Genomic DNA, 25,412 nt, shown 5'->3' on the forward strand with positions numbered 1-25,412 from the left:
AAACACAGGAAAGGACGTTTCGTGGCAGGCAAGTGGTTCGACGAACTCGAAGTCGGAATGGTTTTCGAACATCCCATCAGGCGGACGGTGACCGAAACCGACAACGTCCTGTTCACGACCATGACCCACAATCCCGCGCAGCTTCACCTCGACGAGGAATACATGAAGGGCACGCCTTACGGGCAGCGGCTGGTCAATTCCTGTTTCACGCTGGGCCTGATGGTGGGCATTTCCGTGGGCGATACGACGCTTGGCACCGCGATAGCGAACCTTGGCTGGGACGAAGTGCGCTTCCCCGCACCCTTGTTCCACGGCGACACCGTCCGCGTGACGACCGAAGTGATCGACCTGCGCGAATCGAAGTCGCGCCCCAACGCCGGGATCGTCACGTTCCTGCACAAGGCCTACAACCAGAACGATGAACTGGTCGCATCGTGCAAGCGTTCAGGCCTGCAGCACAAGAAGCCGGTGGACGCATGAGCGCGCCGATCCGGTCCTTCCTGTTCGTCCCCGGCGACAGCGAGAAGAAACTGGGCAAGCTGGACGCGACGCCAGCAGATGCCTTCATCATCGATCTTGAGGATTCGGTCGCCCCGTCGCGCAAGGACGCCGCGCGCGAGTTAACCCGCTCGGTCCTTGCCGAACGTCCGCGCCAGGGGCGCCAATCGCAGCTGTGGGTCCGGGTGAACCCGCTCGACGCACCGCAAGTGCTGGACGACCTTGTCGCTGTCGTCGCAGCGCAGCCTGACGGGATCATGCTGCCCAAGGCACTTGGTCCGGCCGATGCGGTGCAGCTGGGCCACTATCTCGACGCGCTGGAAGTCCAATGCGGCGTCGCCAAGGGTTCGACGAAGATCCTGCCCGTCGCGACCGAAACGGCATCCGCGCCCTTCACGCTGGGCGACTACGCCAAAGTCGCGAACGAGCGGATTTACGGACTGACCTGGGGCGCAGAGGACCTAAGCGCCGCGCTGGGAGCGAGCACCAACCGCGATGCCACCGGTGCCTGGGCTCTGACCTATCGCATGGTCCGCTCGCTCTGCCTGCTTGGCTCACATGCCGCAGGGGTTGAAGCGGTGGAAACGCTGCACGCCGATTTCCGCGACGACGAAGGCCTGCGTGCCAGCAGTCGCGCCGCCCGGTCGGAGGGCTTCTCCGGCCGCATGGCGATCCACCCCGCCCAGGTCGAGATAATCAACGAGGCTTTCCTGCCATCTTCCGAGGAAGTCGATTTCGCCCGCCGCGTGGTGCAGTTGTTCGCTGACAATCCTGATGCCGGCACGCTCGGCCTCGACGGCAAGATGCTGGACATTCCGCACCTCAAGCAGGCGCAACGCGTAATCGCCTTGGCCGAAGCGCACGGCTGATCCCGCCATGTCGGACCGCGTCACGCTGACCATCAAGGACGGGATTGCCGACGTGCTCCTGTCCCGTCCGGACAAGCGCAATGCGCTCGACATGGCGATGTTCGAAGCGATTGCCGACACGATCCGGACGCTTGAGGACGCAGACGACCTGCGCTGTGTCGTCCTGTCCGGCGAAGGCGCGGACTTCTGCGCGGGGCTGGACCTTTCCTTGATGCAGGACGCGCAGGCCGTCGCGGGCAACCTGATCGAGCGGACCTACGGCGACGCGAACCTGTTCCAGTATGTCGCATGGGGTTGGCGCATGCTGCCGGTGCCAGTGATTGCGGCAGTGCGCGGCAATGCGTTCGGCGGCGGCTGCCAGATCATGCTGGGCGCCGACATCCGCATCGCCGCGCCCGATGCAGCGGTCGCGCTGATGGAAATGCGATGGGGCATCATCCCGGACATGGGGGCCTTCCCGATCATCCGGTCGCTTCTGAAAGACGACGATGCGCGTGAACTGGTCTATACCGCCAAGGTGCTGCAGGCGGACGAGGCGGTGAAAGTTGGCCTTCTCACCCGCATTGCCGACGATCCGCTGACAGAGGCGATGACGCTGGCCGGAACGATCGCGGGGCAGTCGCCAATGGCCATCCGCGCTGCCAAGCGCATGCTGAACGCCATGCACGACAAGTCCGCCGCCGAATTGCTGCACGCGGAATCGGAAGAGCAGATCGCCCTGCTTGCCGCGCTGGGGCAGCAGAAGCGCTAGCGCAAAGCGTCAGTCCGCGCCGGAAACGTACTTGCCCAGCGTATCCTGGAACTGCCGGATACGGATTTCCTGGTAGTTCGCGAGATTGACCTCGCCCGTCTTTGACGCGTGCAGCCCTTCCTGCACTTCGGGCAGGTTCTCCATGTCCTGTTCGAACACTTCGCCCAGCATTCCCAGTTCGGGCGCCTCGGTCCATTTCTGGTCGATCGACAGCTTCTTAACCGGAACGCCTGCGGGCATTGGCTGCCCCTTGGGCACGCGGGACAGGACCCGCACTTCCATCACGCAAGTGTCGGGCGTGTCGCCGGGGAACCAGCGATATACGATGTTGGGCATGTACCCGCCCCACGGCGAGAAGTTGGGAAAGACGTTGTAGACCAGCCCGTCCAGCACTTCACAATCGCTTGCCTCGGAATGGTCGTACCCGGTCTGTGCCGTGTAGGCCGCCCGCATCGCATCACCCAGCGCCTGCCGGGCGGTCATGCCTTCGGGCACGGTGATCGCCATCGGGTCCGCATCGGCGTCGTAGTTGTCCGAACTGCGCCCGTTGTATTTCACGAACTCGTCGACGATCCATTGCTCGCTGCGGGTCTCGGTGATGTGCGGGCTGACGATGCCGAAGGGCACGAGGTTCACGTTCACGTTGTCGCCCCACGTCCGGTATCCGGCATTGCAGTCGCCGGTGAAGGGCAGCAATTGCGGGTGGGTGACGATCGTGTGCCAGGCCTCCATGAAGGCTTCCATCACGATCTTCCAGTTCGCCGGAACCGCCTTGGCCACGCGGACTACGGTCGTGCATTCCTCGTGCCGCCAGCGTTTGAAATGGTCCGGCAGCGGGGCGAGATATTCCTCGATCGTCGGGCCTTCGGCGGCCTCGCGGATGAAGATGTAGCCCTGCCAGCGGGCGACTTGCGCTTGCGGCAGTGCCATCTTTTCGTCCGTCAGGTGCGGGAAGTCCCACTTGCATGGCATGGCGTCGAAACTGGCGTCCTTGTTCCAGGCAAAGCCATGGAAGGGGCAGACGAACCTGTCGGCATGGCCGTCCTCACTGCGCAGCTTGCGCCCGCGGTGAAGGCAGACGTTGTGGAACGCGCGGACCGATCCATCGTCCTGCCGGCTGACGATGTAGCTGCGACCGACGTTTTCATAGACGACGAAATCGCCGGGCTCGTGCAGGTCTTCCTCGCGCGCGGCGAACTGCCAGACGAAGGGCCACATCCGCTCCCGCTCAAGCTTTGCGAATTCCCCGGACGTATAGCGCGAAGCCTCGATCGGGTCCGAGCCGCGATAGGTATAGCTATCCTCGGTCAGGAACTCGGGCACGTCCTTTGAATCGAGCGCCATGAGCCCGTTCCAGTCCAGCCCTTCGCAGCGCGCCGTGCCATCTACGGGCATCCTCGTCTTGGCGTCCATCTCAGGTCCTCTCTCTATCCTCTCGGGACGCGGGCGCGGTCAGTCCAGCCGCACCAGCTTGCGTCCCTTCGTCCCCCCGCTGAACCCTGCCAGCGCCGCATCGGGCGTGGCGTCGAAGCCTTGGGCAATGTCCAGCCACTCGCGGATGCGGCCGCTCTTCAGGAATTCGCCCAGCCGCGCCCGCGCCTCGCCCCACAAGTCGACGTGGTCGAAATAGAAGAAGCCGCGCATGTTTACCGAGTGCATGGCAAGGTGGATGTGGTTGTAGATCGGCGCCGGCTGCGCGCCGTAATGCGCCGTGCCGCCGCAGATCATGATCTGCGAAAAATGCGCCATGTTGACGAGCGCGCTGCTGAGCAGGTCTCCGCCGACATTGTCGAAGAAGATGTTCACGCCGTCGGGACACGCCTTCGCGATCTGGCCGACAAGGTCGGGCGCCTTGTAATCGACCATCGCGTCGAAGCCCGCATCGAGCGCAGCGGCGCATTTTTCGGGCCCGCCCGCGATGCCGATCGCGCGTCCGCCGACAAGAGGAACGAGCTGCCCGACGATCGAACCGATGGCTCCAGATGCACCGGAAACGAGGATGTCATCGCCGGGCTTGGGGTGGCTGAAATGAAACAGGCCCAGCCATGCGCAAACGCCGCTCATGCCAAGCGTAACAAGGCCGCTATGCGTCTCGATCCCCTCGGGAATGACCTGCAGCGGCACGCCCATGTGGTCGGTGCCGTCAGACAGCGAATAGTCTGCCCAGTCGAGAAAGCCGGTTACCCGCGTCCCTTCCGGAAACGCGGGGTTGCGGCTTTCGACCACCGTGCCGGCAACACCGCCGCGCATGATCGTACCCGGGGCCAGCGGGTCGAACTTGCCCGGCATTCCGCGCACCCATGCGTGGTTCATCGCATCGGGTGAGAAATACTCGGCCTTTACGACCAGTTGCCCTTCGCCCGGAGACGGCTTGTCCGCCTCCGACCGTTCGAAGTGCCCCCTGACGAGAGCCATGCCCCCCACGGTGTCGTCATTAGGCTGGCCGACGCGCCATGCGCGGTTGGTATTGCTCATCTCGTTATCCTTAGGGCCCGTTATCCTCAGGGCAGTGTGTGCATCCCGCCTTCAAGCATGAAGGTCTGGCCGGTGATGTAGCTTGCTCCCTCGCTTGCAATAAAGACCGCCAGCGGACCGGCATCGCGTTCGGGTTCACCAAGACGCCGCATCGGGATCTTTTCCTTCAATGCCTCGACAAATTCGGGGCGTGCGGCCTTCCACTTGTCGAAAGCGCGGGTTTCCAACGCAGGATTGATGATGTTGACGGTGATCCCGTACTGCCCCCACTCGCGCGCGGCGGTGCGGGAAAGCGAACGGATCGCCTCTTTCGTGGCGTTGTAGCAGGTGTTGCCTTCAAACCCGATCTGACCCGAGCTCGATGCGAAGTTGATCACGCGGCCATATCCCGACTTCTTCATGTGCGGGAACGCCGCCTTCATGAACCACAGGCTGGCCGTCGCGCCGGTGCGGAAGGTATATTCCCACTCGACCTCGTCGGTATCCTCACAGGCGACGAACACGGTCGAAGGCTGGGGATCGGCCTCTGTCCCGAAACCTTGCGCGTTGTTGACGACGATGTTGACGGTGCCGAACGCCTCGACCGCCTTGTCAACGCAGGCAAAGACTTCGTCGCGGTGGCCGACATCGCAGGCAACGCCGATTGCCGTGCCGCCGGCATCGTTGATTTCCTTCGCCACGTCATCGACCGTGGACTGCGTGCGCGATGCCACGACGACTTTCGCACCTTCGCGGCCATAGGCCAGCGCAATGGCCCGCCCGATGCCGCGACCGGCGCCGGTGACGATTGCGACCTTGTCCTTGAGAACCTGACTCTCCATGCCCATCCATCTCCTGTTTCCGGCCCGGTTTCTTGTCGGCGAGCCTTGTCTTGCTGCACTACGCTAGGCTAGTGAATTGGCAGCGTAATACTAGCCTATGTTGTAGTTTAATTCAGGTTTCAGGATATACCCAAAAAGCGTGCCGACACGCCGACCGACCCTGATAAAACTGATCATCATATTGATTTGAAAGTGCTTGTTCGATGGCCGACGCAAAAGTCGCTCAAAAAATTGGGAAGACCGCGACTGACCGGCTGGGCCGAAAACTCAGCAACAACCGGCTCATGCGCCGCGCCAAGATGATGCTCTCGACACTCGATCTCGTGGCAGAGCGCGGGTACGAGGCGGTGACAGTCGATCAGCTTGCCGCAGCGGGCGGGGTCAGCAAGAAGACGATCTACGACATCTACGGCAGCAAGCAGGGTCTTGTTGCCCAAGCCGTCGCCCTGCGCCTCGATGACCTTGTCGAACGGTTCAGCGAGGAGCTGACCGGAAGCGGGCTCAACCGCCTGCTTCGCTCGGTCGACCTGACTTGCGATGCCGTGCTGCACACCCCTGCCCTGTCGCGCGCGCTGGCCCCGATGCTGGTCAAGTCGGCGGAGGAGTTTCACCTGACGTCCTTCTTCGAAAGACTGCACCGGGACGCGATCATTCGCATGAAGAAGGAACGCCAGATCCACCCATGGGTCGACATCGACTTCACCGCCCGTTCGATCATGCTCGACCAGGTCGCGGTTCAGAACATGTGGGCGGGCGGCAGTATCGACGATGACAGCTACCCCTCCTTCGCGCGGCTCAGCGTGCTGCGCATCATGACGCCGCTGGCCAAGGCCTCGGTCCGCAAGGACCTGGTGGAGGAAATCCGCCAGCTCCAGGACCAGTTGTGCTTCGCCTCCGCAGGAAGAGATGGCGGAGACGAAGCACAATCCTGAGCGCCTAGAATTCGAACCCGGCCGAAGCGCCCCAGAAGCGCGGCTCCCGCGGGACGCCGTAGTGCCAAAGGTTCGGATAGGCCGCGACGGCGAAGGCGAATGACGGCCCCCGGTCATCCAGAAGATTGCGGACGAACAGGCTGAAGTTTGCCATCGCACCACTGTCGTTCATCGGCACTTGCGCCGAGATCGAGGCGTCGAGCAGGTTCTGCGCATCGGACCGGACCCGCGGATCGTTCTGCGGCACCACGAAGGGCGTTGCCGAGAAGTCCTGCGCCAGAAGTGCCCCGTAAAGTGCGGGGTCCGGCGCGATCTGCTGGTCGTATTCGGCCAGATAGCGATAGCCCGCCGAAAGCGTGACGTCCGCCTCGCCCACCGGGATCGTGTACGATCCGTTCAGCGAAAGCGTCCACTTCGGCGCGAAGATCGGATCAACATCCGAATAGTCGAGCTGCTGCAGGAAGATTGTTGCGTCGGGACGCGTGATCGGCTGGCCGATGATGAAGCCGTTGAACTTGGAATCGGTATAGCCAACCGCCGCGCTGAAGTTCAGGCCGTCGAGAGGCTCGAACGACATGTCTGCCTCGACACCCTTGATCTTGGCACCGGCCGCATTGACCACGATCGTCTCGTTACCCTGCGCGTTGTCGGCGGTGATAACGGTGCTCTGCTGGATGTTCTTGTAGTCGGTATAGAAGCCGGCAACATTGAACGTTCCGCGCCCGTTCAGCCATTCGGTCTTGGCGCCCAGTTCAAAGCTGTCGACCGTTTCCGGATCATAGGGCGTCTGCGCAGAGAACGGCGTACCCGCACGGCCGCTGAAGCCGCCCGAACGATAACCGCGCGACCATGTGCCATAGAGCATCATGTCCGGCGTGGGGCGCCAGTCGATCGTCAGCTTGGGCGTGAACTTGCTCCAGCTTTTCTTGACGCTGTCGGACAGGATCAGCGGGAACTCGTACTCCTTCTTGTCCTTGGTATAGCGGCCGCCACCCGACAGGCGCACGTCCTGGAAAACTTCCCAGTTGAAGTCGAGGAAGGCGGCGTAGCTTTCCGAATGGCCGATCACGCCGATGCCGCCGGCAGGCGCGCCGAACACGAACGTCGACTGGTCAAGCTCGTAGTCGCTTTCGAAGTAGTACAGCCCCGCGACATAGTCGAAGCCACCGAACAGGTCGCCGGCAAAGCGCAATTCCTGGCTGAACTGTTCGTAGGTTTGCGGACGCTGTGCGATGAACAGGCCGGCGGTGCCGAAGTCGGCATAGAAGCTTTCGTCACTGTCACGATATGAAGTGATCGAATTGACCGTCACCGCGCCCAACCCGACCTCCATGTCCAGCGTGACTCCGTCCGCCTTGTAGAAGCCGCTGTGTTCGGCAACCTTGTAAGCGGTGTAGAGATCGTCGGTCAGGTTGCCGCCGCATGCGCCGGGCGGAACAAAGCCGCAGAACGCATCGCCCGGCACCATGGCCGAAGCGAAGTAAGGCTTCGAAGTCTGGTCCTGCCGCTCCAGCGTCAGCGTCGCGTCGAAAGTGGCCGACGGGTTGTAACGAACCGCCAAGCCGAAATTCTCGGAGTTGGAACTGTTCAGGCGCTGGCCCGTAAACCCGTCGCGCATGTAGCCATCGGTCTGCTGGTGAAATTCGAAGAACTTCACGCCCAGCTCGCCCTCGATGATGGGGACGTTCAGCACGCCGCGCATGCCCCACGTGCCAAAGCTTCCCACGGTCGTCTCGACCTTGGCGCCAAATTCCATCGTCGGCTTGGTGCGACGGATGCTGATGACGCCCGCGATCGTGTTGCGGCCGAACAGGGTGCCCTGCGGTCCGCGCAGCACTTCGATGGATTCGATGTCGAAGAAGTCGAGATACTGGCCCGTCGAAGTGCCGATGTAGACGCCATCGACATAGATGCCGACAGCCGGGTCGAAGCTCTTTTCCACGTCGGCAAAGGCAATGCCGCGGATGGAGATGTTGGCCGTGGCCGAACCGGTCGGCTGCTGCGTGATCAGCAGGTTGGGCGCCGTGCCCTGAAGGTCGCCGATGTCCAGCGTACCCTTGGCCTCCAGCGCAGCAGGCTGGATCGCGGTGATGGCGACAGGCGTATTCTGCAGCGTTTCGGAACGCCGCCTTGCCGTCACGATAATTGCATTAGGGTTGGCAGCAACTTGATCACCGGCTGCCGGGGGATCTTCACTTTCCTGCGCCAGGCCGGGCGTCGCCCAGGCTATCGCGGCGATCGCGGTCGTGGTGGCAAGACCGCGCAGGACGCACTTCGGGTATAAAGTCGATTGCATTGCCCTCTCCCATATTCGTCCCCCCTGAACCTGCGAGCCTTCCCTTTGGGATAGACTTGCGAGAGAACTTCAACGTGGTTTAGTTATATAACGTCACCATGGCAATCGTCGCAGGGCCGGTTCTGCACGTAATCTATCACTTCGGATAGTGGACCGACGATCAGGCATCATATGGACTTGGCCCAAATACGAATAATAAAACTATTATTTTTCAATGCCAAATTTCCGCGACCGACACGCGGACAGAGGAGAGGGCAATGACCGGCAACATTTACAACGACGTGGAAAAGGTCATCGAATTCGAAGCGGCCCGTTCCGGACCGCGCCCCGATTTTCCACCCCTTCCGGAGATTCCGGGCGGCCGTTACACCAGCGACGAATTCTTCGAGCTTGAGAACGAGTACGTCCTTCGCAAGTCATGGGTCTGCGCCGGCCGCGATGAAGACCTGCGCAATGTCGGCGACTATCGCCTGTGGGAACGGCTGGGCGTTCCGCTGCTGCTGATCCGCGGGCGGGACGAAAAACTGCGCGCCTTCTACAACACCTGCCGCCACCGCGGCGCACCCGTCGTGCGTGACGAGGCAGGCAATACCAAGCTGCTGCGCTGCCAGTACCATTCCTGGTCCTACGGCCTCGACGGGACGCTGAAAGGCGTGCCCGACGAACGCGACTTTCCCTGCCTCAACAAGGCCGATCGCGGATTGATCGAGGCAAAGTGCGAAACGTGGGGCGGCTGGGTCTTCGTGAACCTCGACCGCGATGCAGGTCCCTTGCAGGAATACCTTGGCCCGCTGGTCGACGAACTCGAATGTGTCGGCATGGAAAAGCTGCGCACCGTTCACTCGCAAGATTACGAGATGAACTGCAACTGGAAGGTCGCGATGGATGCCTTCCTGGAAGTTTATCACATCAATACCATCCACCCGACGAATGCCGGCATCATGCTGGACAGCAAGGCCGCGGCGATGGGCCTGATGGAGGGCGGACATTCCCGTATGGCCACCCGCAAGAAAATGAACGAAGGGCTGAACTTCGTCGAATACGAAGGCGCGCCCGACATCCCGACGATGCCGGACTTCTACCGGCTCAACAACGTCGCCTACATGTCATTCCCGAACCTGATCACGCCTGTGGAACCGACCGGCTTTCCGGTTCTGCTGTTCTGGCCCAAGGGCAAGAACAAGTGCACAATGCAGGCGATCTATATCGCGCCGGACTGGGGCGACGGCGAACTTCCCGATTTCTGGAACCGCTTCCTGCCGATCTTCGATGCCGTTCTGGAAGAGGACATGATGAACCTCGAACCGATCCAGAAGAGCCTGGAATCCGGCGGCTTCACCGGCATGCTCGTCAATTACCAGGAACGTCGCATCTACTGGTTCCACGAACAGGTCGACCGCCTGATCGGCAATGAGAACATCCCCGAAGGGCTGGCGGTCGAACAACTGCTGGAACCGTTCACCGAACAACCGATGGACGAGGCGGCGGAGTAAGCGGGATGAGCAAGACCCAACCGCTGTTCCAGCAAGCCTACTTCGTCAAAAGCATCGACGAGGCTGCGCAGAAATGGTCCGACAGCCTTGGCGCCGGCCCGTTCTGCATGGTTCGCCATCACCACTGCGACGAATTCACTTATCGCGGCACGAAAGAAGAGGCCGACGTCTCCTACGCCTTCGGTTATCTGGGCGACCAGATGATCCAGTTCATCGAGCAGCATGATGACAAGAATTCGATATATCGCGACATGTACCCCGATGGCGGCGAAGGCTTTCACCACATCGCCTACCTCGTCACCGACTTCGCGGCAGAGCGTCAGCGTTGGCTCGACATGGGTTATGACTTGGCGACCGAACTCTATGCCGATGAAGTGAACGCCGCCTATTTCGATACCCGTTCGCTGAACGGCGGCTTCACCGAAATCCACGGCGATCCGCCGCACATCATGGGCCTGTTCGCGCACTGGAAGCGCCTGCACGAGGCGCGCAAGGAAGGCGATCCGGCGACTTACGAGATGGAAGACCTGTCGTTCTACAAACGGGTGCCGCTACTTTGAACCAAAGTTCGCAAGGCGACGCCTTCGATTACATCGTCATCGGAGCGGGCTCGTCCGGCTGCGTCGTGGCCGAGCGTTTGAGCGCGGATGGCAAGTCGCGCGTGCTCCTGCTGGAAGCGGGCGGCGGCAACGGGTTCTGGAACCGGATGCCCAAGGGCGTCGCCAAGCTGGTCACGAACCCGAAGAAGGTCTGGCTCTACAACGTCGATCAACCGCGCGAGGAAGGCGCAGAGGGCGGCGAGTTCTGGATCCGCGGCAAGGGGCTTGGCGGCTCCTCCTCGGTCAACGGCATGATCTGGAGCCGGGGCGAACCGGCGGACTACGACGCTTGGGAACAGGAACAGGGCGCGACCGGCTGGAACGGCGCGACAATGACTGCCGCCTTTCGCGAGCTTGAAGACCATGCGGCGGGCGCATCGGACCTGCGCGGATCGGGCGGGCCTGTGCATGTCGATCCCGCCATCTACACCTACCCGCTTGCCGAACGCATGATCGAGGCGGGTGAGACCCTTGGCCTGAAGCGCGTGTCGGACCTCAACGGCGCAACCGGCCCGCGCGTCGGGCTTTACAGCCACAATATCAAGCGCGGTAAGCGACAGAGCGCCGCGGTAACGTTCCTTGATCCGGCGCGAGGACGCCCCAACCTCGACGTCATTACGGGCGTGCTTGCCAAGCGCATCGTTTTCGAGGGCAAACGCGCGGTAGGCGTGGAAGCGAGCATTGACGGCGAGGCACGCACGTTCGCTTGCCGCGGCGAAGTCATCGTTTCGGCAGGCACGCTTGAAAGCCCGCTGATCCTGCAGCGCTCAGGCATCGGAAATTCCGACACTCTGCAAAAAGCAGGGGTCGAGACCGTCGCCCACTCCCCCAACGTCGGCGAACGCATGATCGAGCATCTTTCGATCTCGATGCCCTATCGCCTCGAAAAGGGTCGCGGATCGCACAAGAGCTTTTACGGGTTCGGCCTTGCTCGAGCGATGGCACGCTATCTTCTGACCGGGTCGGGCATCATGGCGACTGGTCCATTCGAAGTCGGCGCCTTCTGCAACGTGCACCATCCTGATGGGCGGACCGACGCGCAGTTCTATCTTGGCGGATATACTTTTGCAGTCGGGGACGAAAACAACCCCGTCCCGCTCGACCAGATCGATCGGCGCCCCGGCATCACGATCTATGGGCAACTTCTCAGGCTGACGAGCGAAGGCAGCATCGCCATCACGGGGCCGGACACAGGCGACACGCCAGATATACGCCCGAACTTCCTGACGACCGAATTTGACCGCAAGAGCGCCGTCGCACTGGTCCGCAAGATGCGCGACTACATGGATGCAGATCCCATCGGTTCGATGCGCGGGGAAGAAGCGCTACCCGGCCGCGACGCTGATAGTGACGAGGCGATCCTCTCGGCCTTCCGCCGATACGCCCAGTGCGGGTTACACGCGATCGGCACCTGCCGGATGGGACGCGACGAAGACGCGGTTACCGATCCGCGTCTGAAAGTACGCGGCGTCGATGGCGTTCGTGTCGTCGATTGTTCCGTGATCCCGGGGCACGTCACCGGCAACACGAATGCGCCCGCCATGGCGATCGGGCTCGTTGCCTCGCGCCTGATCCTTGAAGATCGGCCCTGAAACAGAAGAGCCGGCGACCCGTAAGCCGCCGGCGCAAGGATCAGTACTTGTTGGACTGTCCACCGTCGATCGGCACGGTGGTGCCATTGATGAAGGGGGATTCGCCAGACAAAAGGAATGCGACCAGCGCCGCAACTTCCTCGGTCTTGCCGAAGCGCTGCATCGGGTTGTTCTTCACGAATTCCTGCCCGACTTCTTCCCAGTTGTCGCCGCCGATCTGCCGCAGCGAACCTTCTACCATGGCGGTCATGATCGCACCTGGCGCAATGGCGTTGATCTGCACGCCGTACTGGCCATACTCGACCGCGCTGTTGCGGGTCATGCCCACAACCCCGTGCTTGCTGGCAGCATAGCCTGACTGGTTGCCGATGCCGCGAATGCCGCCCACGGACGCGGTGTTGACGATCGCGCCGCTACCCTGTTCACGCATTACCTTCAGAACGTGAGACAGGCCGAAGAACACACCGTCGAGGTTGATCGAGACAACGCGGCGAAATTCCTCTGCTCCGAAGTCTTCCGTCGGGTTCTGTTTCCCTTCGATGCCCGCATTGTTGAAAAAGCCGTCGATGCGTCCGAACTTGTCCATGCAAGCCTTCACATAGGCGGCGACCTGCTCTTCCTTCGAAACATCGGCGGTCACGGCAATGGCCGGGGCGTTTGCGGACAATTCTTCAGCCAGTGCCTGCAGCTCCGCTTCCTGAAGATCGACAAGCACAAGGCTCGCGCCCTCCTTGGAAAGCCGCTCCGCAGTTCCCCGCCCGAGACCCGATGCGGCCCCCGTGATAATGACAACCTTGTCCGCGAACCTACCGTGCATGTCTAATTCCTCTGCTTTAAAGACCAGAGGTGGTAATCGCAGCCCCGCACTCCAACCTCTCCGTTCCGACAGGTTGAAGTCCAACTATCGAAGCCGGTCGGCACAGTTCGCACCAACGCCGATCGCGCAGCGCCGTGAAGATTGAGGATCGTGCTTGGTTGAGATCCCGATCCGAAGACCGGGAAGTGGCGGAGCGAGAGGGATTCGAACCCTCGATACGGGGTTACCGTATACACACTTTCCAGGCGTGCGCCTTCGACCACTCGGCCACCGCTCCGCATGCCTGACGGCAGAGGGGGCGAACTAGCGCCACGCGCGTAACAAGGCAAGGCAATCGTGACGCTTTTTGCGCCATACCCTGCCCCGCCCTGCACAAGCGACCATCAGACCACCGCAGCACCGTTGTCGAGACGGTGAAAATAGGCCGCCATCGCATCTGCCGCCTTGTCGCTGAGTTCAATGAATGCGCGGCGACGATCCTGTGGATCGCGGACGCGGTCGAGCAGGCCAGCCTCCGTCATCTGCCCGATCCAGCGCAGCGCCGTGGTCGGCGGAACGCAGGCAGCGATGCACAGGCTGGAAACGCTGACCTGCTGCCCTTCCACCTTCGCTGCGGTCAGGTCGAGCAGGATGTCCCATGCCGGATCAGCGAAAAGGTCGCCTTCGAAAAATTGCGCGCGAAGCTGACGCTGTCGCAGTATCTCGCGTACGAGGACCGGAGAGGGCAGAGAAGGAGCACCCCCCGAAACCGAAACAGCCTTCTGGCTGGGGGGTGCCATGTAGGACAGACCCGGCGAGCGGACTGCACGGGTATCATCCTCACGCTCCCCGGGAAGCAGTTCTTCGTGACTTGCGAACCCTTCCATCTTGCGCGCAAGCATCTGGACCTGTTCGGTCAGGCGGACCAGCGCCATCCGGTCCTCACCCGTCAGTTCATTGACGGTACCCACCGGCAGCCGAGCAAGTGCGCTGCCCAAGGCGAGTGCCCGCTCACTCTCGCTGGGCGAGACGAGGATCTGTGCCGAGGACTGGTCAACACATCCGAACACGCTGTCGAGTGCGTCTCCAGACGTGGACACGATCATCTCGCACCCACTGCGCGCAGGGCGCATGTCGAGGCGCGCGAGCGAGGCAAGCAGTTCCGCATCCATGATCGGTACATCGACGATAACGATGTCGCCCAGCACCAATGCGTCCCCGCCCGTCAGCCGGGCAAGCGGTTCAGCCTGTCGCAGCACGAGACCCAGTTCGAGCGCATGATCGGACAAGGATGACCGCACCGCATCGCGGCTGGCAAAAATGGAGATGCTGGCCGCGGCGGAACGCGAAGGGCGTTCGGCCGGAGCCGCATCGTCAAACCGGAACGCTTCTACAACTTGCGCCATGGACCTGTTCTCCCCTTTTCCAGACGAGGAACAAGTTGAGAACAAATTGAAAACAAGTCAAGTATGTTTCCGATCCGTTCTGGATCGAAACACGTTTCCTCAGTCCATGAAAGGATCGCGCACGAGGATCGTGTCCTCACGTTCGGGGCTGGTCGAGACCAGTGCGACCGGCGTTTCGATCAGTTCCTGCACGCGCTGGATGTACTTGATCGCCTGTGCCGGAAGGTCGGCGTAGGAACGCGCACCCGCGGTCGTTGCCTGCCAGCCGTCCATTTCCTCGTAGATCGGCTCTACCCGTGCCTGATCGCCGGCGTGGCTGGGCAGGTAGTCGAGGATCTTGCCGTCGAGACGGTAGCCGGTGCAAATCTTCACGGTCTCGAACCCGTCGAGCACGTCGAGCTTGGTCAGCGCGATGCCGGTAACGCCCGAGATCGCACAGGTCTGGCGCACCAGAACCGCATCGAACCAGCCGCAGCGGCGCTGGCGGCCGGTGACGGTGCCGAATTCATGGCCACGCTCGCCAAGGCGCTGGCCGTCGGCGTCTTCAAGTTCGGTCGGAAACGGGCCCGATCCGACGCGGGTGGTGTAGGCCTTCACGATACCCAGCACGAAGCCGGTCGAATTGGGTCCGAGGCCCGAACCGCTGGCCGCCGTGCCCGACACCGTGTTCGAACTGGTGACGAAGGGATAAGTGCCGTGGTCGACGTCGAGCAGGACGCCCTGCGCACCTTCGAACAGGATGCGCGCGCCGGCCTTGCGGACCTTCTTCAGGCGCTTCCACACCGGCTGTGCGTATTGCAGCACGAAAGGCGCGATTTCCCTGAGGTCTGCGATCAGCTGATCGCGGTCGATCGGGTCCTGCCCGAATCCTGCGCGCAGCGCGTCATGGTGAGCGCAAAGACGGTCGATCTGCGGCGCAAGATCGTCGAGGTGGTCGAGATCGCAAACGCGGATCGCACGGCGGCCGACCTTGTCTTCATAGGCAGGGCCGATGCCGCGCCCCGTGGTGCCGATCTTGCCCTTGCCTGCGGCCTGTTCGCGCAGACCATCAAGGTCGCGGTGCAGCGGCAGGATCAGCGGGCAGTTGTCGGCAATGGCAAAATTCTCGCCATTGATTTCGACGCCCTGGCCTTCAAGCTTCTCGATCTCGGCCTTCAGGGCCCAGGGGTCGAGCACGACGCCGTTGCCGATCAGCGAGAGCGTGCCGGTAACGATGCCCGAAGGCAGCAGCGAGAGCTTGTAGACCTTTTCGCCCACGACGAGCGTGTGGCCCGCGTTGTGGCCGCCCTGAAAGCGGACGACGGCGTCGGCACGGCTGGCCAGCCAGTCGACGATCTTGCCCTTGCCCTCGTCGCCCCACTGAGCGCCGATCACGGTGACGTTTGCCATGGATAGAGTCCTTCCCCCTGCCCGGTGGATCCGCTTCGCGCCCTTCGACAGGACTCGGCGCGAGGGATGGACGGTCGGAGGCAAAAAGGAACGCCTCCGGATGCGCCGCGCGCGTTAGAGGCAGGGGGCGCGTCTAGTCAAGCGGCAAGCGCATGATCGTTTCGTTCGGGAGCGGTAAAGCTTTGCCATTCTATCGAGAGCGCCATGCGTATCGCTGCCCTTACCCTCGCCCTCGGCGCGCTTGTCGCCGCCCCGCTTGCCACCTCGATCCCGGCAAAACCCGCTGCTGCGGCCACTGCAACGACGATACCGGGCGAAGTCATCGACTATGGCTCCCACCCCTTGCAGGCGATGGATTTCTATCCCGCGTCAAAGGATTTCTCGGGGCCCCGCCCGCTGATCGTCTTCGTCCACGGTGGCGCATGGGCGGGCGGCGACAAGTCCGATTCGACCGGTGCGGCAAAGATCCGGCACTACACCCAAAACGGCTATGCGCTGGCCAGCATCAATTACCGCCTGCTGCCCGAAGTCGATATCGAGGACCAGGCCCGCGACGTTGCCGCCGCCATCGCGCGGCTTCGCGACAGTTCGGCAGACCTGGGCGTCGACAAGCGGCGCATCGTGCTGATGGGGCATAGCGCGGGCGCGCACCTCGCGGCGCTGGTGGCGACCGATCCGCAGTGGCTGGACGGCGTCGACATGCGCCCCGGCGACATCGCGGGCGTCGTCTTGCTCGATGGTGCGGCCTACGACGTTCCGGTGCAGATCCGCGATGCGGGGCCGCTTCTGGGCTTTGCCTACCAGATCGCGTTCGGCAGCCGCCTCGCGCGTCAGGACCAGCTTTCCCCGACCTATCACGCGGCGGGAGAAAACGCGCGACGGTTCCTCCTCCTCCACGTCGAACGCGCCGATGCGAAGCGGCAGGCAGAGATCCTTGGCGAAGACCTCAACGCCGAGGGCACAGACGCGCAAGTCATGGCCTTTCCGGGCCGCGGGATGGAGGGGCACAACCTCATCAACGCCATGCTGGGACGCAGCGATTCCCCCGCTACCGTGCCGGTCGACGAGTGGCTGGCCGCTACGGTTGGAAAGGCGCGCTGATCGTCGCCATCGGGCCGATCTTGGCCCCGAAGGCGGCGAAACGGTTGAAATTCAAGGATCGAGGGCCAGCTAGAGAGGCGAACCCGGCGTTTCAGGCGGCAATCGCCCCTGCGCCACCTATCCACGATCCATTGGAGTCTTGATGCCTCAGCCAGTTCAGACAGCTTTTCCCACTGCAATCCTCAACGACGGTCGCGAGATGCCGCAATTCGGTTTCGGCACTTACGGTATCGACAACGACCAGGCCGAAGACAAGGTCGCCGAAGCGATCAAGCGGGGCTACCGCCTCGTCGACACCGCGTCGATCTATGACAACGAGGAGGGCGTCGGCAAAGGCGTCGGTTCGCGGCACGATGTTTTCCTGACGACCAAGATCTGGAACGACCGTCACGGTCACGCCGAGGCCAAGGCCGCCTTCCGCGAAGCGCTGGCCCGCATGGGGCGTGACGAGGTCGATCTCCTTCTCATTCACTGGCCCGCGCCGGGCAAGGACCTCTTCGTCGATACGTGGAAGGCCCTGATCGAGCTTCGCGAAGATGGCCGCGTTAAATCGATCGGCGTCGCAAACTTCATGCCCGAACATCTTGATCGCCTGATCAAGGAAACCGGTGTCACTCCGGCCGTGAACCAGATCCAGGTGCACCCGATGTGGCAGCAGCGCGAAGTGCGCGCCTACAACCGCGACAAGGGCATCATAACCCAGTCGTGGAGCCCGCTGGGCGCCGGACAGCTTCTGCGTCATCCGGTTTTGGTCGAGATTGCCGAGGAGTTGGACGTGCCCGTCGCTTCGGTCATCTTGCGCTGGCACCTTCAGCATGGCCTTGCGCCGATCCCGAAGACCGAAAATCCCGAGCGGATGAGCGACAATCTCGATGCCATGCGCGTGGTCCTGAACCGCGACCACATGGCCAGGATCGACGCGCTCGATCATCCCGAGGGCAGGCTTGGCCCGGACCCGATGGTCCACGGCAACGACGCCTGATACCAGACACGAAAAAGGGGCCGTTTCAGCGGCCCCTTTTTTCTTGTGACAAAGATATGGCGCTTCAAAGAGCGCGCGGCTCCTTGCCGTCGAGAACGTGGGTGCAACCCAGCGCCTTGGCATCGTCCGATGCCTCAAGCGCAGCAACGGTCTGCCAGCCGATCGTGCGCAAGCGCAGTGCCGCGTCGCGGTCATGGCCCAGCGGCAGGAACAGGCGTTCGATCTTCGCGCTGCCCGCGCCGCGCGCGATGAGCGGATCGGGATAGAGCGAAAAACCGGTCGCAACTTCGTCGTGGCCGCCTTCGCTGGTGATGCGATAAGTACCGCCACGCCCCAGCGCGCCGCGCACGCCGGCGGCATAGATCGTGAAGCCGAACCACGACTGGTATTCGAAACCATGACGCTCGGTCGGGTCCAGCGTCAGACGCGCGGCACCGTCGATGCGGGCTGCGATCTCTTTCAGGCCTTCGATACGCGAGGCAACGGCATCGCCCGCGTCGAGTGCGGCCAGTTTTTCGATGGCGCTGTCGAAGGGGCCGGTTGCGTAGAGCAGCGGCAGGTAAGCCTCGCCCCCTGCGGCGACGAGCGAACCGGCATCCTTGGCATCCAGTTCGCGGCGCACGGCAGGAACGGCAGTTTCGGGCAGCGGCAGGCTGCTGGTAGCCAGCGTGTCGACAAGATCTGGCAGCGTGAAGTCGACCGAGATGTCGCGCGCACCTGCGGCCTTCAGCGCCTCGATCGCCAGTGCGACCGATTCGGCGGCGGCGGCGACGGTGTCGTTGCCGATGATTTCCGCGCCCACCTGCAGGCGTTCGCGTTCAGGCTCCAGCCCGTTGCCCTTCAGGAACAGCACTTGCCCCGCGTAGGACAGGCGCAGCGGTCGGGCCGCGTCCTTAAGGCTGGTGGCGGCAATCCGGCCGACCTGCACGGTCATGTCCGACCGCAGCGCCAGTGTGCGCAGCGAGGCGGGATCGACGAAGCGGACCATGCGGTTGCGCTTCGTGCCTGCCATGCGGCTGGCGAGAGAGCGTTCGAATTCCACCATCGGTGGCTGGACCGGATCGAAGCCATGGCCTGCCAGAACATCGTTCATCGCGCGGGTCACGCGCATGGCTTCGGCCGCCAGCGGCGGCAGGCGGTCTGACAGCCCCTCGGGCAGCAGGTCGGGATCGGCCTCTTCGAACATCGCGGCTTCGCCTAGATGGCAATCGGGGGAGAGGCAAGCGCCCCTCCCCTTGATTGGGTCAGAAGGGTTGTGATTAGAAGGTCAGGGCCTTCACGGTCTTCACGCCCGGGCAATCGCACGCGGCCTTCAGGACTTCCTGCGGGATTTCCTGGTCGACCGAGAGCAGCAGCACCGCCTCACCGCCGGTTTCGCGGCGGCCAAGGTGGAACGTGCCGATGTTGATGCCCGCTTCGCCCAGAAGCGAGCCGATGCGGCCGATGAAGCCCGGTGCGTCCTCGTTCACGATGTAGAGCATGTTGCCATCGAGATCGGCTTCGATGCCGATGCCGAAGATGTCGACAAGACGCGGCTGGCTCTTGCCGAACAGCGTGCCGGCAACGGTGCGTTCACCCGCATCGGTATCGACCTTGATCCGGATCAGCGTGCTGTAGGCGCCTTCACGCTCGTTGCGGATTTCGCGAACTTCCATGCCGCGTTCCTTGGCGAGGAACGGCGCGTTGACCATGTTCACGGTGTCCGAATAGCGGCGCATCAGGCCTGCAAGCACCGCGCCGGTGATCGGCTTGATGTTGAGCGTTGCGGCATGGCCTTCGACCTCGATGCCGATACGCTTGAGATTGCCGTGCGCCAGCTGGCCGACAAGGCTGCCGAGCTTTTCGGCGAGCGCCATGTAGGGCTTGAGCTTGGGGGCTTCCTCTGCCGACAGCGACGGCATGTTGAGCGCGTTGGTGACGCCGCCGTTGACGAGGTAGTCGGAAAGCTGTTCCGCCACCTGCAGCGCGACGTTGACCTGTGCCTCGGTCGTCGAAGCGCCAAGGTGCGGGGTGCAGATGAAGTTCGGCGCGCCGAACAGGACGTTGTCCTTGGCCGGTTCCTTTTCGAACACGTCGAGAGCAGCGCCGGCAACGTGGCCGCTTTCCAGCATCTCGCGCAGCGCAGCCTCGTCGATCAGCCCGCCGCGTGCACAGTTGACGATGCGGACGCCCTTCTTCGTCTTGGCGAGATTTTCCTTCGAAAGGATGTTCTTCGTCTCTGCCGTCAGCGGGGTGTGCAGCGTGATGAAGTCGGCGCGCGACAGCAGGCCGTCCAGTTCGACCTTTTCGACACCCATTTCGACGGCGCGTTCGGCCGACAGGAACGGATCGAAGGCGATGACCTTCATCTTCAGGCCCTGTGCGCGGCTGGCGACGATCGAACCGATGTTACCTGCGCCGATGAGGCCGAGCGTCTTGCCCGTGACTTCGACGCCCATGAAGTCGTTCTTCGGCCACTCACCCGCCTGCGTGCGCGTGTTCGCGGCCGGGATCTGGCGAGCGAGCGCCATCATCATCGCGATCGCGTGTTCGGCCGTCGTGATCGAGTTGCCGAACGGCGTGTTCATTACGACAACGCCCTTGGACGAAGCGTAGGGGATATCGACGTTGTCGACGCCGATACCGGCGCGGCCGATGACCTTGAGGTTGGTCGCGGCGTCGAGCACTTCCTTCGTCACCTTCGTGGACGAGCGGATGGCAAGGCCGTCATAGTCGCCGATGCGGGCGATCAGCTGTTCGGGGGTCTCGCCGGTGATGACGTCGACGTCGCAGCCGTTCTCTTCGAAGATACGCGCGGCGTTGGGGTCCATCTTGTCGGAAATAAGAACGCGGGGCTTGCTCATGGTAGCCTCCTTCAATCTTGGAAATTTGCAGGGTGATCCGGCGGGAACGGAGTCCCGCCGGTCAGAACAGGATCAGGCCGAAAGCTGGGAATATGCCCAGTCGAGCCACGGGCCGAGAGCCTCGATGTCCGCCGTGTTCACGGTCGCGCCGCACCAGATACGCAGGCCCGCCGGGGCATCGCGGTAACCCGCAACGTCGTAGGCAGCGCCTTCGTCCTCGAGCAGCTTGGCGAACTTCTTGATGAAGTCCGTGTCCGCGCCCGCAACGGTCAGGCAGACCGAGGTGTTCGAACGGATCGAGGCATCGGCAACGAGATGGCCCAGCCACTCACGCTCTTCCACGATTCTATTCAGTGCGGCGGCATTGGCATCGGCACGGGCGCGCATTGCATCTGCACCGCCAAGGCCCTTGCCCCATTCCAGCGCGAGGATCGCGTCCTCGACCGCCAGCATAGACGGGGTGTTGATCGTCTCGCCCTTGAAGACGCCCCCGATCAGCTTGCCACCCTTCGTAAGGCGGAAGACCTTCGGCAGCGGCCACGCAGGGGTGTAGCTTTCCAGGCGTTCGACGGCGCGGGGGCCGAGGATGAGCACGCCGTGCGCACCTTCACCGCCCAAAACCTTCTGCCAGGAGAAGGTGGCGACATCGATCTTGGTCCAGTCGATCTTCTGCGCGAAGACCGCACTGGTCGCGTCGGCGAAGGAGAGGCCTTCGCGGTCGTCGGCGATCCAGTCGGCGTTCGGAACGCGGGCGCCCGAAGTCGTGCCGTTCCAGGTAAAGAGAACGTCGTTCGACCAGTCGACCTGCGAGAGGTCGGGGATTTCGCCATAGGGCGCTTCCATCACGGTCGGGTCGACCTTGAGCTGCTTCACGGCATCCGTGACCCAGCCCGAACCGAAGCTTTCCCACGCCAGCGTCGTCACCGGGCGCGCGCCCAGCATCGTCCACATCGCCATTTCGAACGCGCCGGTATCCGAACCCGGCACGATGCCGATGCGGTGCGTTTCGGGCAGCTCCAGCAGTTCGCGCATCAGGTCGATGCAGTACTGCAGGCGTGCCTTGCCGATCTTGGAGCGATGCGAGCGCCCAAGCGATGCGGTGTCGAGTTTTTCGGGAGTCCAAACCGGGGGCTTGGCGCAGGGACCGGACGAGAAGTAGGGACGCTCCGGCAGCGTCGGCTTTGTATCAGTCATTTAAGACTCTCCTTGCAGAGAGCACGCGCGGCGTTGGGACCGCGTGGCCCGTCGGCCGCTCTAAAGATGGCGCGCGCGGTGTCAATCGATCTTTGGGCCCATTCACGCAACTTTCGAAAAAGATTGGACGATTTCGTGAAGGGATATGTACGCCAAGCCATTTGGCGGCGGCGGCATGGACCCGTAGAGTGCATATATGTCGAACCGAATCCGACGCCGCCCGTTCCTCCGCCTGCCGCGCCGCAGCACCGCCGTGGCGGTTCCGGTGTTTGCACTGATGCTCGCGGCCTGCGCATCGGACCGCCCTGCCCCGCAGCGCACGACGACCAGCGCGCCCATCGCGCGCCCCGTCACGACGGCAGAGGCGCGGATGTGCCGACGCGAACTGGCCGAACAGGGCGCGGACTTCGTGCCGCTGGATGACTTGCTGACAGGTGGCGGCTGTTCCAGCACCAATGCGGTTACGCTGTTCCACCTTGCCGGCGACAGCAGCCGCTTTGAAGTTACGAACGCCAAGCGGATCGCCTGCCCGCTGTCGCAGACTGTGGCATCATGGGCTCGCTATGGTGTGGACCGCGCCGCGCGTCAGATGCTGGGCAGCGGGATCGTGCGGATCGAGACTTTCGGATCGTACAACTGTCGCAACGTCGCCGGATCGTCACGCCGGTCGGCCCATTCGAACGCCAACGCGCTCGACGTGTCGGGCTTCGTGTTGGCAGATGGCCGCCGCATCACGGTGAAGGACGACTGGGACGGCGGGACCGAGATGGAACGCCGCTTCCTCCGCGTTGTCCAGGCCAGCGCCTGCAAGCGGTTCGGCACCGTCCTCGGCCCCGAATACAACGCCGCGCACGAAGATCACTTCCACCTCGAACTGGGCGAAGGCAGCTTCTGCCGCTGACCGGCTTGCCACTGGCGGCCGATTGCCCTACCTCGCCCACGTCATCCGGGGAGTAGCCACCTGCGCCATGTAGCGCAGGCCCGCCGTCGACATACTGGGCCGAGAGGCTCCGGCGCGTGGGGATTTAATTCCGGCGAGACTGCGTGACACCGAACCTCCTGTCCGGCCGGGCGGGGGTGCGGTGTTGCTCATGTCTGCTGCGAATGCCCGGCCCGGAGAATTTTTGCATGGAAGCCCTCTTCACCTCCACCGCCGTCGTCGCGCTGGCCGAGATCGGCGACAAAACGATGCTGCTCGCCATGTTGCTGGCGGCCAGGTATCGCCAGCCATTGCCCATCGCCTTTGGCATCCTGCTGGCGACATTGGCCAACCATTTCCTTGCCGCGCTGATCGGCGCGCAGGCAGCCGCATGGTTCGATGGCGAGCTGTTCCGCTATCTCGTCGCGGCGGGGTTTGTCGTCATGGGACTGTGGACGCTGATCCCCGACAAGTTCGAAGAAGACGACAAGCCTAAGTCCCGCGGCGGGGCTTTCCTGACCACGCTGGTCGCATTCTTCCTTGTCGAAATCGGCGACAAGACGCAGGTCGCGACGATCGCGCTGGGTGCGCGCTTCTCCGACGCGGTCATGGTCACCATCGGGACGACGATCGGCATGATGCTGGCCAATGCTCCGGTCCTGTGGCTGGGTGACAGGCTGGCGAACCGGCTGCCGCTGGCGAAGATCCGGATTGCGGCGGCGCTGCTGTTCGTCGTGGTCGGCCTGTGGCTGGCGGCGGAAACGGCGGGTCTGCTGGGCTGAGCAAACAGGGTTTGCCCGCCGCGACAAGGACACATTGTCGCGGCGGGCCCCCACCAGGTCCCAACCGGACCTTCTGCAGTATCAGTGCAACCAGTCGCCCATCGATGCTTCGAGGCGCAGGCGAACAGCCTCTGCCGCGTGGCGTGCGCCAAGCTTTTCCATCATGTTGCCGCGGTGGATTTCCACGGTGCGCGGGCTGATATCGAGTTCGCGGGCAATCGCCTTGTTCGAACAGCCCTGCGCCAGCCGGTCGAGCACTTCGCGTTCGCGGTTCGACAGCATCGAAATCCGCGTACGCGCGTCGAGCGACCGTTTGCGATATTCCGCCTGTGTCGCCGCCTCGCGAGAGACGCGTTCGATCGCCAGTTCCAGTGCCGGGGGGTGCAGCGGTTTCGACAGGTAATCGAACGCACCCGCGCGCATGGCGGCGACCACGTGGTCGATACAGGGGCGATTGGCCATGGCGATGACCGGCAGCCAGGCCCCGCGTTCGGCCATGGCATCCACCAGACCCGCGATCCCGCCCGCTTCCGGATCGTCATGCGCAAGGACGATGCCCTGACGCGGCATGTGCGATGTCAGTTCGAAGGCATCGTCATAGACTTCGGCGTGGTGCCCCATTTCGAACACGGCACGGGCGAATTGCGCCCGGTTGCGCGGATCGACGTCGACGATGTGAATGATGCTGCGCTTTTCCATGTCCGGGACGATGCCCCGGAAAACTGCGTAAGCGCCATTAAGGACGATTCCGAAACGGAGGGAATGATTGCGTTAACCACCTGAAACAGCGGAAAACTCTCATCGAAAAGCCGCCGTTTCGGACCAAGGGCACGAAGCCCTTTACCTTTTCCTCACTCCGGATCGTCGATTTCGTCCAGGGAATAGGACGGCAGCGAATGGAACGCGGTGCGTAGTGCCTCGCTCCACCCCGTCGAGATCGACTGGAAGAACGGATCGCTGGCATGGATGCGGCGTTCGTGCAGCGGATCGAAATTGTCCCGCTCTATCACCATGAGGTCAAGCGGCATGCCGACCGACAGGTTCGCCGCCAGCGTCGAATCCATCGACACCATCAGCAGCTTCACCGCGTCTTCGAAATCCATGTCGCGGTTGTAGGCACGGATGATGATCGGGCGGCCATATTTCGTCTCACCGATCTGGAAGAAGGGCGTGTCCATCGAAGCTTCAATGAAGTTGCCTTCGGGGTAGATCAGGAACAGGCGCGGCTCCATCCCCGCGATCTGGCCCGCCACGATGATCGATGCGGTGAACTTGGGCCCGCCCGACATGTGGTCGTTCGATTCCTGCCGCTTGCGGATCGTTTCGGACAGAAGGTCGCCGATCATCGAGGCGACGCGGAACATCGTGGGTGCGCGCAGGATCGAGGGTTCGCGGTCTTCCGGCGCCTTGGTGCGTTCTTCCAGCAGGCTGATAACCGCCTGCGTCGTGGCGAGGTTGCCCGCCGTCATCACCGCGATCACCCGCTCGCCCGGAACGGACCAGCTATGCATCTTGCGGAACACGGAGATGTTGTCGACGCCCGAATTGGTGCGGGTGTCGCTCATCAGCACCAGCCCCTTGTCCAGCATCATGCCGACGCAATAGGTCACGAATGTCGCCCTTTCATGGCAAGTCCGGGCGGTGGGCAGTCCAGTTGCCGCACCGCGAATCCAG

At 62.9% G+C, this 25,412-nt stretch carries 23 protein-coding genes, 1 tRNA gene and 1 riboswitch; of the genes, 11 read left to right on the plus strand and 13 right to left on the minus strand.

Annotated elements, in window-relative coordinates:
- Positions 1 to 21: 21 nt before the first annotated feature.
- From KIH45_RS04925 to KIH45_RS04935, 3 genes are read left to right on the plus strand one after another with little or no spacing between them, the layout of a single operon-like run.
- Positions 22 to 480 (plus strand): MaoC family dehydratase, encoded by a 459-nt coding sequence (locus KIH45_RS04925; protein ID WP_213174897.1) that lies wholly within the window; start codon positions 22 to 24, stop codon positions 478 to 480.
- Complete coding sequence (locus KIH45_RS04930; protein ID WP_213174898.1) at positions 477 to 1,367, plus strand: HpcH/HpaI aldolase/citrate lyase family protein; 891 nt, start codon at positions 477 to 479, stop codon at positions 1,365 to 1,367. The genes KIH45_RS04925 and KIH45_RS04930 overlap by 4 nt, the downstream gene beginning before the upstream one ends.
- Positions 1,368 to 1,374: 7 nt before the next feature.
- Positions 1,375 to 2,118, plus strand: coding sequence for a crotonase/enoyl-CoA hydratase family protein (locus KIH45_RS04935; RefSeq protein WP_213174899.1), 744 nt, complete (start codon positions 1,375 to 1,377; stop codon positions 2,116 to 2,118).
- A 9-nt stretch (positions 2,119 to 2,127) separates the two neighbouring features.
- Here KIH45_RS04935 and KIH45_RS04940 read toward each other — a convergent pair whose 3' ends face one another.
- Genes KIH45_RS04940 through KIH45_RS04950 form a run of 3 tightly spaced genes read right to left on the minus strand, consistent with a single transcriptional unit; the run spans position 2,128 to position 5,414 of the window.
- Positions 2,128 to 3,531 carry an aromatic ring-hydroxylating oxygenase subunit alpha gene (locus KIH45_RS04940; protein WP_213174900.1) on the minus strand — a complete coding sequence of 468 codons (1,404 nt, stop codon included), beginning with the start codon at positions 3,529 to 3,531 and terminating at the stop codon, positions 2,128 to 2,130.
- Between the two features lie 39 nt (positions 3,532 to 3,570).
- Positions 3,571 to 4,593, minus strand: coding sequence for an MDR family NADP-dependent oxidoreductase (locus KIH45_RS04945; protein ID WP_225899681.1), 1,023 nt, complete (start codon positions 4,591 to 4,593; stop codon positions 3,571 to 3,573).
- A 26-nt stretch (positions 4,594 to 4,619) separates the two neighbouring features.
- Positions 4,620 to 5,414 carry an SDR family NAD(P)-dependent oxidoreductase gene (locus KIH45_RS04950; protein WP_213174901.1) on the minus strand — a complete coding sequence of 265 codons (795 nt, stop codon included), beginning with the start codon at positions 5,412 to 5,414 and terminating at the stop codon, positions 4,620 to 4,622.
- A gap of 203 nt (positions 5,415 to 5,617) precedes the next feature.
- Here KIH45_RS04950 and KIH45_RS04955 point away from each other — a divergent pair, with 203 nt between their 5' ends.
- The gene (locus KIH45_RS04955; RefSeq protein WP_213174902.1) at positions 5,618 to 6,346 is read left to right on the plus strand and encodes a TetR/AcrR family transcriptional regulator; all 729 of its coding nucleotides are present in this window, start codon (positions 5,618 to 5,620) and stop codon (positions 6,344 to 6,346) included.
- A 4-nt stretch (positions 6,347 to 6,350) separates the two neighbouring features.
- Here KIH45_RS04955 and KIH45_RS04960 read toward each other — a convergent pair whose 3' ends face one another.
- Positions 6,351 to 8,642, minus strand: a complete 2,292-nt coding sequence (locus tag KIH45_RS04960; protein ID WP_213174903.1) for a TonB-dependent receptor — start codon at positions 8,640 to 8,642, stop codon at positions 6,351 to 6,353.
- A gap of 257 nt (positions 8,643 to 8,899) precedes the next feature.
- Here KIH45_RS04960 and KIH45_RS04965 point away from each other — a divergent pair, with 257 nt between their 5' ends.
- From KIH45_RS04965 to KIH45_RS04975, 3 genes are read left to right on the plus strand one after another with little or no spacing between them, the layout of a single operon-like run.
- Positions 8,900 to 10,135 (plus strand): aromatic ring-hydroxylating oxygenase subunit alpha, encoded by a 1,236-nt coding sequence (locus tag KIH45_RS04965; RefSeq protein ID WP_213174904.1) that lies wholly within the window; start codon positions 8,900 to 8,902, stop codon positions 10,133 to 10,135.
- Positions 10,136 to 10,140: 5 nt separating this feature from the next.
- Positions 10,141 to 10,695 (plus strand): VOC family protein, encoded by a 555-nt coding sequence (locus KIH45_RS04970; protein ID WP_213174905.1) that lies wholly within the window; start codon positions 10,141 to 10,143, stop codon positions 10,693 to 10,695.
- Positions 10,692 to 12,326, plus strand: a complete 1,635-nt coding sequence (locus KIH45_RS04975; protein ID WP_213174906.1) for a GMC family oxidoreductase — start codon at positions 10,692 to 10,694, stop codon at positions 12,324 to 12,326. The genes KIH45_RS04970 and KIH45_RS04975 overlap by 4 nt, the downstream gene beginning before the upstream one ends.
- A gap of 40 nt (positions 12,327 to 12,366) precedes the next feature.
- Here the strand turns inward: KIH45_RS04975 and KIH45_RS04980 are convergent, their stop codons facing one another.
- The 4 genes from KIH45_RS04980 to KIH45_RS04995 all read right to left on the minus strand — a co-directional run bounded on the left by KIH45_RS04980 (position 12,367) and on the right by KIH45_RS04995 (position 15,917).
- On the minus strand, positions 12,367 to 13,143 hold the full coding sequence (locus tag KIH45_RS04980) for a glucose 1-dehydrogenase (protein WP_213174907.1): 777 nt from the start codon (positions 13,141 to 13,143) through the stop codon (positions 12,367 to 12,369).
- A 186-nt stretch (positions 13,144 to 13,329) separates the two neighbouring features.
- A tRNA-Ser gene (locus KIH45_RS04985) sits at positions 13,330 to 13,420 on the minus strand.
- A 106-nt stretch (positions 13,421 to 13,526) separates the two neighbouring features.
- A complete protein-coding gene (locus KIH45_RS04990; protein ID WP_213174908.1) occupies positions 13,527 to 14,528 on the minus strand; it encodes a winged helix DNA-binding protein in 1,002 nt (333 codons plus the stop codon).
- A 99-nt stretch (positions 14,529 to 14,627) separates the two neighbouring features.
- Complete coding sequence (locus KIH45_RS04995) at positions 14,628 to 15,917, minus strand: adenylosuccinate synthase (RefSeq protein WP_213174909.1); 1,290 nt, start codon at positions 15,915 to 15,917, stop codon at positions 14,628 to 14,630.
- A 204-nt stretch (positions 15,918 to 16,121) separates the two neighbouring features.
- On the opposite strand from KIH45_RS04995, the gene KIH45_RS05000 reads away from it, so the two are divergent.
- Positions 16,122 to 17,018: an alpha/beta hydrolase gene (locus KIH45_RS05000; RefSeq protein WP_213174910.1), complete on the plus strand. Its 897-nt coding sequence runs from the start codon at positions 16,122 to 16,124 to the stop codon at positions 17,016 to 17,018.
- Positions 17,019 to 17,160: 142 nt separating this feature from the next.
- Positions 17,161 to 18,000 carry an aldo/keto reductase gene (locus KIH45_RS05005; protein WP_213174911.1) on the plus strand — a complete coding sequence of 280 codons (840 nt, stop codon included), beginning with the start codon at positions 17,161 to 17,163 and terminating at the stop codon, positions 17,998 to 18,000.
- 64 nt (positions 18,001 to 18,064) lie between these two features.
- Here the strand turns inward: KIH45_RS05005 and KIH45_RS05010 are convergent, their stop codons facing one another.
- The 3 genes from KIH45_RS05010 to KIH45_RS05020 form a co-directional block, all read right to left on the minus strand.
- Complete coding sequence (locus KIH45_RS05010) at positions 18,065 to 19,186, minus strand: ATP phosphoribosyltransferase regulatory subunit (RefSeq protein ID WP_213174912.1); 1,122 nt, start codon at positions 19,184 to 19,186, stop codon at positions 18,065 to 18,067.
- Positions 19,187 to 19,259: 73 nt separating this feature from the next.
- A complete protein-coding gene (gene serA / locus KIH45_RS05015) occupies positions 19,260 to 20,843 on the minus strand; it encodes a phosphoglycerate dehydrogenase (protein WP_213174913.1) in 1,584 nt (527 codons plus the stop codon).
- A 72-nt stretch (positions 20,844 to 20,915) separates the two neighbouring features.
- A complete protein-coding gene (locus KIH45_RS05020; protein ID WP_213174914.1) occupies positions 20,916 to 22,037 on the minus strand; it encodes a phosphoserine transaminase in 1,122 nt (373 codons plus the stop codon).
- A 196-nt stretch (positions 22,038 to 22,233) separates the two neighbouring features.
- Between KIH45_RS05020 and KIH45_RS05025 the strand changes: the two genes are divergently transcribed.
- Positions 22,234 to 22,938: an extensin-like domain-containing protein gene (locus KIH45_RS05025; RefSeq protein WP_213174915.1), complete on the plus strand. Its 705-nt coding sequence runs from the start codon at positions 22,234 to 22,236 to the stop codon at positions 22,936 to 22,938.
- Positions 22,939 to 22,972: 34 nt separating this feature from the next.
- Positions 22,973 to 23,161, plus strand: a riboswitch (yybP-ykoY riboswitch).
- 4 nt (positions 23,162 to 23,165) lie between these two features.
- On the plus strand, positions 23,166 to 23,738 hold the full coding sequence (locus tag KIH45_RS05030) for a TMEM165/GDT1 family protein (RefSeq protein WP_213174916.1): 573 nt from the start codon (positions 23,166 to 23,168) through the stop codon (positions 23,736 to 23,738).
- Positions 23,739 to 23,819: 81 nt separating this feature from the next.
- Here the strand turns inward: KIH45_RS05030 and KIH45_RS05035 are convergent, their stop codons facing one another.
- Positions 23,820 to 24,437: a response regulator transcription factor gene (locus KIH45_RS05035; protein WP_213174917.1), complete on the minus strand. Its 618-nt coding sequence runs from the start codon at positions 24,435 to 24,437 to the stop codon at positions 23,820 to 23,822.
- Positions 24,438 to 24,589: 152 nt separating this feature from the next.
- Positions 24,590 to 25,348, minus strand: a complete 759-nt coding sequence (locus KIH45_RS05040) for a proteasome-type protease (RefSeq protein WP_213174918.1) — start codon at positions 25,346 to 25,348, stop codon at positions 24,590 to 24,592.
- Positions 25,349 to 25,412: the final 64 nt, after the last annotated feature.

The organism is Croceicoccus gelatinilyticus, from assembly GCF_018398395.1.
GTDB lineage: Bacteria > Pseudomonadota > Alphaproteobacteria > Sphingomonadales > Sphingomonadaceae > Croceicoccus > Croceicoccus gelatinilyticus.

Excerpts from the sequence above, each read along its gene's own strand:
- KIH45_RS04930 (WP_213174898.1), top strand. The coding sequence starts at position 477 with ATGAGCGCGCCGATCCGGTCCTTCCTGTTCGTCCCCGGCGACAGCGAG.
- serA (WP_213174913.1), bottom strand. The coding sequence starts at position 20,843 with ATGAGCAAGCCCCGCGTTCTTATTTCCGACAAGATGGACCCCAACGCC.
- KIH45_RS04945 (WP_225899681.1), bottom strand. The coding sequence starts at position 4,593 with ATGAGCAATACCAACCGCGCATGGCGCGTCGGCCAGCCTAATGACGAC.
- KIH45_RS04980 (WP_213174907.1), bottom strand. The coding sequence starts at position 13,143 with ATGCACGGTAGGTTCGCGGACAAGGTTGTCATTATCACGGGGGCCGCA.
- KIH45_RS04950 (WP_213174901.1), bottom strand. The coding sequence starts at position 5,414 with ATGGAGAGTCAGGTTCTCAAGGACAAGGTCGCAATCGTCACCGGCGCC.
- KIH45_RS04970 (WP_213174905.1), top strand. The coding sequence starts at position 10,141 with ATGAGCAAGACCCAACCGCTGTTCCAGCAAGCCTACTTCGTCAAAAGC.
- KIH45_RS05035 (WP_213174917.1), bottom strand. The coding sequence starts at position 24,437 with ATGGAAAAGCGCAGCATCATTCACATCGTCGACGTCGATCCGCGCAAC.
- KIH45_RS05025 (WP_213174915.1), top strand. The coding sequence starts at position 22,234 with ATGTCGAACCGAATCCGACGCCGCCCGTTCCTCCGCCTGCCGCGCCGC.
- KIH45_RS04940 (WP_213174900.1), bottom strand. The coding sequence starts at position 3,531 with ATGGACGCCAAGACGAGGATGCCCGTAGATGGCACGGCGCGCTGCGAA.
- KIH45_RS05010 (WP_213174912.1), bottom strand. The coding sequence starts at position 19,186 with ATGTTCGAAGAGGCCGATCCCGACCTGCTGCCCGAGGGGCTGTCAGAC.
- KIH45_RS04935 (WP_213174899.1), top strand. The coding sequence starts at position 1,375 with ATGTCGGACCGCGTCACGCTGACCATCAAGGACGGGATTGCCGACGTG.
- KIH45_RS04955 (WP_213174902.1), top strand. The coding sequence starts at position 5,618 with ATGGCCGACGCAAAAGTCGCTCAAAAAATTGGGAAGACCGCGACTGAC.
- KIH45_RS04990 (WP_213174908.1), bottom strand. The coding sequence starts at position 14,528 with ATGGCGCAAGTTGTAGAAGCGTTCCGGTTTGACGATGCGGCTCCGGCC.
- KIH45_RS05005 (WP_213174911.1), top strand. The coding sequence starts at position 17,161 with ATGCCTCAGCCAGTTCAGACAGCTTTTCCCACTGCAATCCTCAACGAC.
- KIH45_RS05030 (WP_213174916.1), top strand. The coding sequence starts at position 23,166 with ATGGAAGCCCTCTTCACCTCCACCGCCGTCGTCGCGCTGGCCGAGATC.
- KIH45_RS04995 (WP_213174909.1), bottom strand. The coding sequence starts at position 15,917 with ATGGCAAACGTCACCGTGATCGGCGCTCAGTGGGGCGACGAGGGCAAG.
- KIH45_RS04960 (WP_213174903.1), bottom strand. The coding sequence starts at position 8,642 with ATGCAATCGACTTTATACCCGAAGTGCGTCCTGCGCGGTCTTGCCACC.
- KIH45_RS05020 (WP_213174914.1), bottom strand. The coding sequence starts at position 22,037 with ATGACTGATACAAAGCCGACGCTGCCGGAGCGTCCCTACTTCTCGTCC.
- KIH45_RS04965 (WP_213174904.1), top strand. The coding sequence starts at position 8,900 with ATGACCGGCAACATTTACAACGACGTGGAAAAGGTCATCGAATTCGAA.
- KIH45_RS05000 (WP_213174910.1), top strand. The coding sequence starts at position 16,122 with ATGCGTATCGCTGCCCTTACCCTCGCCCTCGGCGCGCTTGTCGCCGCC.